This is a genomic window from Nitratireductor soli, from assembly GCF_001050155.1.
Taxonomy (GTDB): domain Bacteria; phylum Pseudomonadota; class Alphaproteobacteria; order Rhizobiales; family Rhizobiaceae; genus Nitratireductor; species Nitratireductor soli.
The window spans coordinates 322033-334036 of record NZ_LFVY01000001.1 but is presented as its reverse complement, the minus strand read 5'-3'; the positions used below and the strand labels follow the sequence as shown (position 1 = coordinate 334036).

Here is a 12004-nt window from a genome sequence, read left to right as displayed (position 1 = left end):
CTCCCTTTTTCTCTATTCGTGCGCGTCCTCCGCCAACGCCTTGTCGCGCGCCCGCTTGCGGCGCGCCAGCATGTTGAGCCCCTCGACCAGCGCCGAGAAGCCCATGGCGACGTAGATGTAGCCCTTCGGCACGTGGAAGCCCATGCCATCGGCGATCAGCGTCATGCCGATCATCAGCAGGAAGCCGAGCGCCAGCATGACGACGGTCGGGTTGGCGGCAATGAAGCGCGACAGCGGCTCGGCGGCGATCAGCATCACCGTCACGGCGGCGATCACGGCAATGAACATGATAGCGATCTCGTCGGTCATGCCGACGGCGGTGATAATCGAATCGATGGAGAACACCAAGTCTAGCAGCAGGATCTGGAAGATGGCCGCGCCGATCCCCATGGTGATCTTGCCGCCCACCATGTTTTCCTTGCCGTCATCGGGATCGACCGAATGATGGATCTCCTTGGTCGCCTTCCAGACGAGGAACAGGCCACCGGTGATCAGGATCAGGTCGCGCCAGGAGAACCCGTGGTCGAACAGTTCGAGCACCGGCTCCGTCAGTTGGACGATGATCGAGATGGTAGCAAGCAACACCAGGCGCAGGATCAGCGCCGCGCCGATGCCCAGCCGCCGCGCCATCTTCTGCTGCTCCTTGGGCAACTTGTTGGTCAGGATCGAAATGAAGATCAGATTGTCGATGCCGAGCACGATCTCAAGCACCACCAGAGTGACCAGGGCGACCCAGGCTTCCGGGCTGGAAACGAACTCAAAATGACCGGCAAGCCATTCCATGGCAGCACCCCTCGCTGGCAGTTGCTATAAAACAGTCCCGCAGAGTTAGGGACGCGGACCCCCAGCGTCAACGCCAGAAGGCAGGAACGGTTTCCTCGAGGCGCGGGCCGATCCTGAGCGGAGCGATTTTCTCCGTCAGCCCGGTGCTGTCGGATATCTCGACACCCAGGCCGCAGATCGTCGCCGGCCCGTTGGCCGCCTCGAAGCGGCCCTTCGGCACTTTCGCTGTGAAGCGGTTGAGCGGTTCGTCCTTGTCCATGCCCAGCGACGAATCATAATCGCCGCACATGCCGGCATCCGAAAGATAGCCGGTGCCGTTGTTGAGGATCTGGTGGTCGGCGGTCGGTTGGTGGGTGTGCGTGCCGACGACGAGGCTCGCCCGGCCATCGACAAAATGGCCGAAGCACATCTTCTCCGAGGTCGCCTCGGCATGAAAATCGATGATGACCGCATCCGCCTGCTCGCCAAGCGGACAGGCGGCCAGCACGTCTTCGGCGCAGGCGAACGGATCGTCCAGTTCTGGATGCATGAAGACGCGGCCCATGATGTTGGACACCAGCACGCGCGCGCCGTTGCGGGCGATGTAGACGCCCGATCCCTTGCCCGGCGTGCCCTTGGGAAAATTGGCCGGGCGCAGGAAGCGCTCCTCGCGCGGCGCAAAGGTCAACGCCTCGCGCTGGTCCCACACATGATTGCCGGTCGTCACCACATCGGCGCCGGCATCCAGCGTGCTTCTGAAAATATCCTCGGTGATGCCGAAACCGCCGGCGGCGTTCTCGCCGTTCACCACCACGAAATCGAGCTTGAGATCGGAGATCAGTCCGGGCAATTGCTCCCACACCGCCATCCGGCCCGACCGTCCCACCATGTCGCCAAGAAACAGAAATCGCATGGAACGGTTCTATAAGGCGGATGCGAAGCGGCGCAAGCCGCTTTCTGTGAGGATTTCACCAAGCGCGACGTCATGCGGCTCCTCGGGCACGTGCCCGACCTCCTGGCAATCGAAGGCGATGCCGATCAGCCGTGGTGCACGGCGTTTCGCCTGCAGCCGGGCGATCGCCCGGTCATAGTAGCCCGCGCCGTAGCCGATGCGATGGCCCCGCCCGTCGAAGGCGGCCAGCGGCACCAGCATCACGTCGGGATCGAGTTCGGCCGCGCCCTCGCCCGGTCCCTGTGTGCCGAAACCCATGTCGACGAGCGCCGCATCGCGCAGGAATTCGCGAAAGACGATGGTCGTCTTGTCGAGAATGGCCGGCAGGCAAAGCCTGGCCCCACGCTCGGCCAGCGCTTCCATCAGGGGACGCACATCCACTTCCGAGCGCATCGGCCAGAAGCCGGAGACAACAGTGCCGGGCGCTGGATCAAGGCGAACGGCACAATCCGCGAGCGCCAGTGCTGTCTGCGCGCGCCAGGCGGGATCCAGCGCATCGCGCCGGGCAAGCGCTTCCTGGCGCAGCGTCTTCTTTGCTTCGGTCATGCCGGGTGGGAGCCGATTGCCGGGGACAGAGAGGGTGTGAAAGGGCTCGACATGTCCCGACGATATGCCAGGCGGCACCGGCAGAAAAGCCCGTTGGGGCGCATGTCGAAAAAAGAAAGATGGCGATCCACGACAACCGATGGAATGTCGATCCCGGGAACCTACACAGTAGGTGGGTGCCGTGTGGCCAAGCCCACGGGCAAGACCAGGGACAGCTCCCTTAAGGATCGATAAGGCCCCGGGGAAATGTTTCCTGTCGGGAAGCGCAGACCGCTAACCCAATATAGGCCTCCGCCCGATGCTCCGCCAGTGGCATTCGCACCCTTGCGCTGGCTATTTTCACCCCATAGTTTCGCCGGGGAGTTTCGTCACGAAAAGCCCGAAGGATTGGAGCGCATGCGTTTTGAAGGCACGGCGGATTACGTCGCCGACAAGGATCTGATGGTGGCCGTCAACGCGGCAATCGCCCTGGAGCGGCCTCTGCTGGTGAAGGGCGAGCCCGGCACCGGGAAAACCGAGCTGGCGCGCCAGGTGGCCGCAAGCCTCGGCCTCGACCTGATCGAGTGGCACGTCAAGTCCACGACCCGCGCACAGCAGGGGCTCTACGAGTATGACGCCGTCTCGCGCCTGCGCGACAGCCAGTTGGGCGACGAGCGCTTCAACGACATCAGAAACTACATCAAGCGCGGCAAGCTGTGGGAAGCTTTTTCCGCCGGCAGAAAGACCGTGCTTTTGATCGACGAGATCGACAAGGCCGACATCGAGTTCCCCAACGACCTGCTGCAGGAACTCGATAAGATGGAGTTCTTCGTCTACGAGACCGGCGAGACGGTGCGCGCCGACATCCGCCCGATCGTCATCATCACCTCCAACAACGAGAAGGAGCTGCCCGACGCCTTCCTGCGCCGCTGCTTCTTCCACTATATCCGCTTCCCCGACGCCGATACGCTGGCGCAAATCGTCGAGGTTCACTATCCGGGCATCAAGCAGAAGCTGGTTTCGGCGGCGCTCACGCAATTCTACGAGATCCGCGACGTGTCAGGCCTGAAGAAGAAACCCTCCACCTCCGAAGCGCTCGACTGGATCAGGCTCCTGGTCGCCGACGACGTGGCGCCCGAGGATTTGCGCGCCGACGCCAGGAACGCCCTGCCGAAACTGCACGGCGCGCTGTTGAAGAACGAGCAGGACGTGCATCTGTTCGAGAAGCTGGCCTTCATGGCCAGGCGGCAGTAGGCGCAGGCCCGGCGAACCCATGGAAATTTTCGTTCCGATCCCGCCAGAGGACGGCGAATGGGTGGTGGTGGACCACCACCGGGAACTGGAGAAGATGCTGGGCGCCGGCGCCAGGCGCATCCCCTGGTGGCGGAGGCCAATTCGGGCAATTCACGTGCCGGAAAGCGACGCTCGGTCCTTCCAGCCCGTCGATGCGCCCTGGATGGGAAGCCACGGCCTCGTGGTGAAGCCCGCCGCCCGCGCCCTGATCGAGCCGCTGATCGGCGCGGCCGCCCAATACGTGCCGGTGCGCGGCACGCCGTATCCACAGCTCGACTACGTCCATGTCCACCACCTCGTCGACGCACTCGACGAGGAGCGGTCGGAAATCCATTATTTCACACTCGGCACCGACATCCTGGACATCACCCGCTACGCGTTCCGACCGAACGTCAAGGAAGCGGGTCCGGCGTTCAAGCTTTCGCGCCTGCCGCGTGGCGATATCTTCCTGCGCGGCGACGTGGTCGCGGCGATCCTCGCATCGGGCCTCACCGGCTTCGCCTTCAAGAAAGTCTGGAGCGGCGGACAATGACCCTTCAGGTCGCCAGGTCGCCAAGGTCGCCGGACAGGCGCAAGGCTCTACGGTCCGTGGTCCTTGCCGAAAGCGGAATACGGCGGGAAGCTGAGTGTCGCTGAAATGGGGGGAGTGCATCGTGTCCGCCACCACCATCCGCCGCCTGAACGCCGGCGACCGGGACCGCTGGGTCGGTCTCTGGCAAGCCTACAACGTCTTCTATCGACGCACGGTCGAGGATCGCGTCACGCGAAGGCTTTGGGGCGAATTGCTGCAGCCCGACCGCGAACCATACGGTTTCGCCGCCGAGTTGGATGGGCAACTTGTCGGCTTCGCCCATTATTTCTTCGTCTACTCGACGTCGAACTGGAACCCTCGTTGCTATATGCAGGACCTGTTCGCCGACCCCGACATCCGTGGCCGGGGTGTTGGCCGCCGGCTGATCGAGGCCGTCTATGCCGAAGCCGACCGGCACGAAGCCTCGCAGACCTACTGGCTGACCCAGGACTTCAACGAAACAGCGCGCCGCCTCTACGACCGCCTGGCAAAGCCGACGCCGTTCGTCAAATACCAGCGCTAGGAGAACATCATGACCGACATCACCATTCGCCCGCTCACGCACGCCGACGAAGCGCAATGGCGCAGACTTTGGACAGCCTATCTGGAATTCTACGAGACCAGCCTGCCCGAGGAAGTCTACGCCTCGACCTGGGCACGGCTGTTCGATGGCGGCAAGTACGAGCCGAAGGGGCTGATTGCCGAACTGGACGGCAGGCCGGTCGGCCTGGTGCACTACATGCTCCATCGCACCTGCTGGGCGGTCGGCGACAATTGCTATCTGCAGGACCTCTATGCCGACCCGGACATCCGCGGCAAGGGCATCGGCCGCGCGTTGATCGAGGCCGTCTATGAGAAGGCCGACGCGGCGGGCGCGGCGAATGTCTACTGGACGACGCAACACTTCAACGAAACCGCCCGCAAATTGTATGATCGCATCGGCAAGCTGACGCCCTTCATTAAATACCAGCGAAGCTAAGGATTCAGTTTCAATACACATCGTGCTAGATTGAGATATTAACTCACAGGGCGTTTCGCACCATGGACAATGAAAGTCTTGTCGGGATAGGCGTTTACACCCCAACGGAAGCGTCACGTCTGCTGCATATTCCCAGCCGCAAAATCACCCGCTGGCTGAAAGGCCATGAGATCGGGGGCAAGCGCTATGAGCGCCTTTGGCGGCCACAAATCGATCTCAACGATGGCCGGATCTATCTTGGTTTTCGGGATCTAATGGAAATCCGTACCGCTGCAGCATTTATGCAAGCAGGCGTCAGTGCCATCATGATTCGTCGAGCGATTGATGAGGCGCAAAAATACGTAGCAGACGAAAGGCCGCTCTCAACCACACAATTTCGGACGGATGGTCATTCGATTTTTCTTGAGATCGCTGATGAAAGCGATGATCCAAAACTACTGGACCTTTTCAAGAAGCAATACGCGTTCAAACGCATTGTAGATCAAAGTTTGAAAGGGGTAGAGTTTGAAGGCATCGCACCATCACGCTGGTGGCCTGTCTCCAAACAACAAAAAATCGTTGTCGATCCTGAGCGATCATTTGGGCAGCCTATTGATACCGAAAGTGGTGTGCCAACTTCAGTTTTGGCCGCTGCTGCGCGAACCGAGGGCGTCGAAATCGCCTCGAAGAATTGGCTCGTATCAACCGCTGCAGTAAGACGCGCTGTTGAGTTCGAGACCTCATTCAGCAAAGCTGCATGAAGGTCTTGTTCGACAATTGCACATCGCCAATCATGGCAACGACATTAAATGGATTTATTGCAAATGAGGGTCATAACGCGATCCATATGCGCGATTTACCTCTAAAGAACCCAAATGACGTCCAATGGATGTCGCACCTTGCCAGAAGCGAAGAAGAATGGCTCATCATAACTGGAGACCAGCGCATCCGCAAAAACAAAGCGGAAGCGCAAGCTTTTCGAAGAGCCAATCTCAGGGGCGTGGTTTTGGCCGCCGCATACCAGAGAACCCCCATGCATAGATGTTGCGCTGTTATTATACATCAATGGCCTTCTCTCTTTGATACTGTGCGACGCTTTGATCCGCCTTTTCTGCTTGAAATGAGCATAAATTTTAATGGCAAGTTCAAACAACTCAGCTTCTAGTGATGTTCATCCCATTTTTCCTCGAGCTGAAAGCCGCGCGCGTGCCCGTCTCGCTGCGTGAATATCTGTCGCTGCTCGAGGGAATGGAGGCGGGCCTCGTCACCTATGACGTGGAGGGATTCTACTACCTCGCCCGCGCCACGCTGGTGAAGGACGAGCGCCACATCGACCGCTTCGACCGTGTCTTCTCGCACATCTTCAAGGGCGTCGAAGCGGTGTCAGGCGCGGATGGCGTCGATGCGCGGGCGATTCCCGAGGAATGGCTGCGTCGGCTGGCCGAGAAGCACTTGACCGAGGAAGAAAAGAAGCTCGTCGAGGCCATGGGCGGCTTCGACAAGCTGATGGAAACGTTGAAGCAGCGGCTGGAAGAACAGAAAGGCCGTCACCAGGGCGGCAGCAAATGGATCGGCACCGCCGGCACCTCACCTTTCGGCGCCTACGGCTACAACCCCGAGGGCGTGCGCATCGGCCAGGACGGCTCGCGTCACCGCCGCGCGGTGAAGGTCTGGGACAAGCGCGCGTTCAGGAATTTCGACGACACGGTCGAGCTCGGCACGCGCAACATCAAGGTGGCGCTGAAGCGGCTGCGCCGCTGGGTGCGCGAGGGGGCGGAGGAGGAGTTCGACCTTCCCGGCACCGTCCAGGCCACCGCCGAGCATGGCTATCTGGACGTCAAGACGCGGCCCGAGCGGCGCAACGCGGTGAAACTCCTGATGTTCTTCGACGTCGGCGGCTCGATGGACGATCACATCAGGATCGTCGAGGAGTTGTTTTCGGCCGCCCGCGCCGAGTTCAAGCACATGGAGTATTTCTATTTCCACAATTGCCTCTACGAGGGCGTGTGGAAGGACAACCGGCGGCGCCATTCCGAGGTCATGCCGACCTTCGATGTGCTTCACAAATACGGATCGGACTACAAGGCGGTCTTCGTCGGCGACGCCTCGATGAGCCCTTATGAGATCGCCTATCCGGGCGGCGCGGTGGAGCATTGGAACGCCGAGGCCGGCCATGTGTGGATGGCCCGCGCCCTGGCGCAATGGCCGAACGCGGTATGGCTGAACCCGGTGCCCGAGAAGCATTGGCGTTTCACGCACTCGATCGAGATGCTGCGTGATCTTGTCTCGAACCGGATGTATCCGCTCACCCTGTCAGGTCTGGAAGCGGCGACGCGCGAACTGTCGCGCAAGCACTGACTTCACGCCAACCCACGGCGGCCGACCATGCGCTGCCCGGCGGGTCTTTGCCCCTTGGCCTCGTCGCCGGCGGTCAGATGCGGCTCACCCTCTCCGCCGAAAATGAGATGCAGGAACTCGACCAGCCACTGTTTCAGATGGCGGTCCCAGACGAGCCGGCCGCCGAGATGATCCCGCCCCTGCTGGGCACCCGGCATGACGAAGCGCTGCGCCCCGCGCACCACCCAGCGCTGCATCATGGCGCGGGTCAGCTCGGCATGGAACTGGACGCCCCAGGCATTCCTGCCGTAGCGAAACGCCTGGTTGGTGTAGTGCTCGGCGGTCGCCAGGAGCGTGGCGCCCTTCGGCAGGGAAAATCCCTCGCGGTGGAACTGGTAGACCATTTCCGGCCAATGCAGGAGGTGGCGCCCCTCATCGGTGGCGCGCAGCGGATACCAGCCGATTTCGACGAGCCCGTCATCATGGCTTTTGACATGTCCGCCGAGATGCTTGACGAGCATTTGCGCACCGAGGCAGATGCCGAGAAACGGCTTGTCCTCCTTCAACGGCACGGCGAGCCAATCGGTCTCACGCCGAACGAAATCCTCATGGTCGTTGGCGCTCATCGGCCCGCCGAAGACGACCGCGCCGGCATGGTCTTCCAGCGTCTCCGGCAAGGCATGTCCCAGCGGCGGACGGCGAACATCGAGCGCAAAGCCGCTGGACTGCAGCACCTGGCCGACCCGTCCGGCACTCGACGTTTCCTGATGCAGAACGATGAGGATTTTTCGGCTGGGGTCGGTCTGCATGGGCCGGCTAGTTTTCGTTGCTCTTGTCTTGCATTTCCTGGCGCAGCAGGACGCGGTCGCGGTTGTCGACGCCGATCAGCTCGGCCACACGCCAGACGAGATTGTCCTCCAACTCGTGCAACTCGCCATCGGCGAACACCACGCCCCACATCAGCCCAACAAACTGCTTGCGCGCTTCGGCGTCCAGATGCCGTTTCAGGACACTGGTGAAAGTGTAGAGGTCAATCGCCTCCTGTTCGGCTTTCTCGCCGGCTTTCAGCAACCGCTCCAGCTCGGCGCCGCTGACATTGTAGGTCTTCGACAAGCTTTCCTTCAGCCGCTTCATCTCCGCCGCATCGCGGATGCCGTCGGCGTCGAGCACATGGAACAGGAGCGCCGCCGCCGCCACGCGCGGATCGTCCTCAGGCCGCACACCTTGCACGCGGCCGCCGCCGGGAATGTCTTTCAGGAAAGCGAGAATACGGTCGAACATGAATGATGCCGCTGCTGTGTTCTTGGAGGGAATCCGCCGCGATGCGGCGAATCGTTTGCGCCTGTCGATTAGAATAGGCGGAAGCCAGGCGACGTCGAGCCATTCGCCTCGTCGGGATCAACACCCGGATCGTCGGGCAATGGTGGCGAGGCCGCCGTGCCTTTGCCTTTCAGGGCCTCATCTCCGCCATTGGCAGGGCCGACTGGTGCCGGCTCGGTGGTCTTGGCCACTGGCGGCTGCTGAACTGTTTTCTTCGCCTGTGGCTCGGTCGGCTTGGCGGTTTCCGGCACAATGGCCTCCATCACCTGCGGAGCGGCCGGCGGTTCGGGCCGGGATACGGGCCCGCTATCGTCCTTCGCGGGCTTCGCCTCGATGACCACCGCATCGGCGGCATCGGGCCCGGTTGCCCCAGATGCGGTTGCCGGTGCGATTGCCAGCGCGGGAGCAAAATCCTCCTCCCCCTCGATCACCTGCGCCAAGCGCTCCATCGGCACGCGCCATTCGAAGGCGTCGAGCTTGCCGGTCACCGGGGAAATGGGAGCCCAATGCTCCGAAATGTAGCCGTCTGCCACCCAGGCCGGATCGCGCGGCGCGCGCAGCGCCTTCGACAGCCATTGCCGCACCCGGCCCTGGTCTCCCGTCTCGGCCTCCTCGATGTCGGCCATCAACAGATAGACGCTCTCGCGCGGCCCGAGCCGAGCCGCGGTTTCCGCCGACTGGCGCGCCAGCTTGAATTCGCCGGCGTCGAGCGCCGCCCGCCCGACGACGAGCGAGGATTCGACATTGTTCTGCCTGAGCGATTCGAGCTTTTTCGCCCGCGCCAGCCGGTCCTGCACCGAATCGCCGGGCCGGGCGTGGATATAGACATCCGCCACTTCCGGATGCGGCTCCTTCTTCCACGCGGTTTCCAGCACCTTCGAACCCTTGCGCAGTTCGCTCTGGCGGAACAGGGCCTTCGCCGCCGTCATCGCCGCCGGCACAAGATCCGGCCGCAGCTTGTGCGCCTCGAGCGCCGCCGTCCTGGCGCCCTGCACATCGGTATCGAGCATCTCCATGGCCTGGGCCGTCAACAACACCGCGCGGCGCCGCGCCGCGCTCTCGCGCTCCGCCTGGCTTGCCGCCTTGCGCGCGTCGAGCAACTTCAGCGCGCCGTCCCAGTCGCCCTCGCCGGTCTTGCTTTCGAGCGCCGCATTGGCTGCCCATTCGAGCTGCGGCGCGCCTTCCGCCGCGCGCTCGGCATAGTGGCGCGCCGCCTCGCGTTCGCCGAGCCGCTCCGCCTCCAGATAGAGCCCGCGCAGGCCCAGAAGCCGCATTTCGGGGTCGTCGAGCATCGCCGTGAACTTGTCGCGCGCCGCCTGCCGGTCGCCTTCGAGCAGCGCGGCCTGCGCGTCCAGCAGGTGGATCAGTGGTTCCTGGTCGGCGGAGATCAGCTTTGCCGCCTGCTTGCCCATGCGTCGTGCCAGACCGCCATCGCCGGCGCCGGCGGCGATCATGCCCGTCGACAGCGCCTGGTAGCCGCGGTCGCGGCGGCGCACGCGGAAATAGCGCGCCACCGTATAGGGGCTGTTCCAGATGCTGCGCACCAGCCACCACAGGATCATCACGGCGGCAACGATGGCGACGATCAACACCGCCGCCACCATCAGCGTCACTTCATATCGATAGCCGGCAAAAGTGACGACCAGTTCGCCCGGACGCTCCGCCAGCCAGGCGAAACCCAGGCCGAGCAGGAAGACGATGACGAGATAGAACAGAATACGAAACATCGGCGCTTATGCCCCTTTCAGCGCGTCGGAAAGCGCCTTTTCCAAAGCCTGGTCGGCCGCCTGCCGCGCCTCGAGCTTTCCCGCGAAATCGGCCGCCGCCTGCTTGCCGGCCTCCGGCAGAGCCGCATATTCGGCGAGCGCCTTTTCATAATCATTGGCGAGCACGGCCGCCTCCATGCGCGCGGCGATGGCATCGACGCCCTCACCCTCGACGCTGCCGACAGGCCGCACCACCACCAGCGAACGGGCGCTAGACATCAGATTGTCGATGATGCCGCCATTGCCGCCTTCAGCTCGATTGGCAGCGGCGACGATACGCGTCGCCACTTCGGGAACCTCGGCTGCCAGCGTCGTGCGGCTCGGCACGCCCTTCGCCGCATAGTCACGCAGCGGCGCCAGCGCCGCGGCCTCGGGCGCGATCGCCGCATAGGTGTCGAGTTCGCTGGCGAATGGCGTCCCGCGCTCGACCGCCGATTTCAACGCCGAAGCGGCGATCACCAGCGCCATGCGCGGCGCATCGTTGTTTTCCGCCACCTGGCTCTTCAGTGCTTCGACCGCGCTGGTGAGGTTCGACAGCGCCGCCGCATTGTCGGAGGCGCGCTGCATCGCCGCGGCGGTGTCCGCCGAAATCTTCGCCGTCCCCACCTGCAATTCGGCGACCTGCCGCGAAACATCCTGCACGGCATCGTTCAGTGCGCCGTCGGTTTCGCCGCCCTGGCCGCCCTCTTCAAGCTGGGCGACACGCGCCGCAAGCGCTTCGACGCCGGCACCCTCGCCGGCCGCGCCCGATGAAACCGCCCGCTGCAGCGTCGAAAGCTGCGTCCCGAGTTCCGATATGCGCCCATCCAGCGAACTGGCAAGCTCGGTCGCCTGCGTCAGCGCGGCATTGACGTCCTCGCCGCCACCGGCGGCGATACGGCCCTGCTGCTCTTCCAGCTTGGCCTCCAGCGCCGCCACCTGCTGGCGCAACGTTTCCATGGCCGGATCGGCCGTTCTGGCCTCGGGCTTGAGGCCGGGCAGGACACCCGCCCATTGCAGCCCCGCCGCCAGCGCCAGCGCGACCACGCCGCCAGCCAGGCCCGCGCCCAGCGTGCCGCCCGCACCGCCCCGGGAGGCCGGCTGCGGCCCTGTCGATTTCGGTGCCTCGACCTTCGGCGCCTCCGGCTGCGTATTCTGCTCGGAGGAGGAAGATCGTCCAAAGCCGCTCGGCATCGCCTGCGCCTTTCCCGCCGCCGCATCCGGCTTGGCCTGCGGCGCATCCGTCTTATCGGATTTGGTCTCGCCAGCCGCAGCCGTCGCCGGGCCGGCGGCAGCGGCCCGCGGCGCCTCGGACGAGGTTGCCGGCGCCGACGCGGTCTTGTCCGCAGTGTCGCGCTTCACCTTGTCCGCTTCGAGATCGATGGTCACCGGCTCCCGCTGGGTTTTGGAATGACGCGTCCTCGGCGTTTTGACCATCAGGCAACTCCGCTGGCAAAGTGCAAATCCGGCACCGTGTGCGGTGCAAATAAAGTCCTATCACACCGACATATGGTGAAAACAGGGGCAGTCACAATCTCGGC

At 63.3% G+C, this 12004-nt stretch carries 14 protein-coding genes and 1 other RNA gene; 7 read left to right on the top strand and 8 right to left on the bottom strand.

Annotated features, from left to right (window positions below; all coding sequences use genetic code 11):
- Window positions 1-12 precede the first annotated feature (12 nt).
- From AB843_RS01585 to ssrS, 4 genes are all read right to left on the bottom strand, one after another.
- Window positions 13-783 carry a TerC family protein gene (locus AB843_RS01585; RefSeq protein WP_048645008.1) on the bottom strand — a complete coding sequence of 257 codons (771 nt, stop codon included), beginning with the start codon at window positions 781-783 and terminating at the stop codon, window positions 13-15.
- A gap of 67 nt (window positions 784-850) precedes the next feature.
- Window positions 851-1675 carry a TIGR00282 family metallophosphoesterase gene (locus tag AB843_RS01580; RefSeq protein WP_048645007.1) on the bottom strand — a complete coding sequence of 275 codons (825 nt, stop codon included), beginning with the start codon at window positions 1673-1675 and terminating at the stop codon, window positions 851-853.
- A gap of 9 nt (window positions 1676-1684) precedes the next feature.
- Complete coding sequence (locus AB843_RS01575; RefSeq protein ID WP_048645006.1) at window positions 1685-2260, bottom strand: 5-formyltetrahydrofolate cyclo-ligase; 576 nt, start codon at window positions 2258-2260, stop codon at window positions 1685-1687.
- A 120-nt stretch (window positions 2261-2380) separates the two neighbouring features.
- Window positions 2381-2535: non-coding RNA, 6S RNA (gene ssrS, locus AB843_RS24725), on the bottom strand.
- Window positions 2536-2656: 121 nt separating this feature from the next.
- Here ssrS and AB843_RS01570 point away from each other — a divergent pair.
- The 7 genes from AB843_RS01570 to AB843_RS01550 all read left to right on the top strand — a co-directional run bounded on the left by AB843_RS01570 (window position 2657) and on the right by AB843_RS01550 (window position 7419).
- Window positions 2657-3493 (top strand): AAA family ATPase, encoded by an 837-nt coding sequence (locus tag AB843_RS01570; protein WP_048645005.1) that lies wholly within the window; start codon window positions 2657-2659, stop codon window positions 3491-3493.
- Between the two features lie 19 nt (window positions 3494-3512).
- The gene (locus AB843_RS01565) at window positions 3513-4064 is read left to right on the top strand and encodes an imm11 family protein (protein WP_048645004.1); all 552 of its coding nucleotides are present in this window, start codon (window positions 3513-3515) and stop codon (window positions 4062-4064) included.
- 121 nt (window positions 4065-4185) lie between these two features.
- Window positions 4186-4626, top strand: a complete 441-nt coding sequence (locus AB843_RS01560; RefSeq protein ID WP_048645198.1) for a GNAT family N-acetyltransferase — start codon at window positions 4186-4188, stop codon at window positions 4624-4626.
- A gap of 9 nt (window positions 4627-4635) precedes the next feature.
- Complete coding sequence (locus tag AB843_RS01555) at window positions 4636-5082, top strand: GNAT family N-acetyltransferase (RefSeq protein ID WP_048645003.1); 447 nt, start codon at window positions 4636-4638, stop codon at window positions 5080-5082.
- A 62-nt stretch (window positions 5083-5144) separates the two neighbouring features.
- Window positions 5145-5822, top strand: coding sequence for a MerR family transcriptional regulator (locus tag AB843_RS24720; protein WP_082143591.1), 678 nt, complete (start codon window positions 5145-5147; stop codon window positions 5820-5822).
- Window positions 5819-6226 carry a PIN-like domain-containing protein gene (locus AB843_RS25405; protein WP_157384401.1) on the top strand — a complete coding sequence of 136 codons (408 nt, stop codon included), beginning with the start codon at window positions 5819-5821 and terminating at the stop codon, window positions 6224-6226. Before AB843_RS24720 ends, AB843_RS25405 begins: the two co-directional genes overlap by 4 nt.
- A gap of 2 nt (window positions 6227-6228) precedes the next feature.
- Window positions 6229-7419, top strand: a complete 1191-nt coding sequence (locus AB843_RS01550) for a vWA domain-containing protein (RefSeq protein ID WP_048645002.1) — start codon at window positions 6229-6231, stop codon at window positions 7417-7419.
- A 2-nt stretch (window positions 7420-7421) separates the two neighbouring features.
- Here the strand turns inward: AB843_RS01550 and AB843_RS01545 are convergent, their stop codons facing one another.
- The 4 genes from AB843_RS01545 to AB843_RS01530 form a co-directional block, all read right to left on the bottom strand.
- Window positions 7422-8207: a glutamine amidotransferase gene (locus AB843_RS01545; protein WP_048645001.1), complete on the bottom strand. Its 786-nt coding sequence runs from the start codon at window positions 8205-8207 to the stop codon at window positions 7422-7424.
- Between the two features lie 7 nt (window positions 8208-8214).
- Entirely contained in the window at window positions 8215-8679 is a 465-nt protein-coding gene (locus tag AB843_RS01540; RefSeq protein ID WP_048645000.1) for a tellurite resistance TerB family protein, read from the bottom strand.
- Window positions 8680-8747: 68 nt separating this feature from the next.
- Entirely contained in the window at window positions 8748-10445 is a 1698-nt protein-coding gene (locus tag AB843_RS01535) for a heme biosynthesis protein HemY (RefSeq protein WP_048644999.1), read from the bottom strand.
- Between the two features lie 6 nt (window positions 10446-10451).
- Window positions 10452-11900, bottom strand: coding sequence for a COG4223 family protein (locus tag AB843_RS01530; RefSeq protein ID WP_048644998.1), 1449 nt, complete (start codon window positions 11898-11900; stop codon window positions 10452-10454).
- Between the last annotated feature and the right edge of the window lie 104 nt (window positions 11901-12004).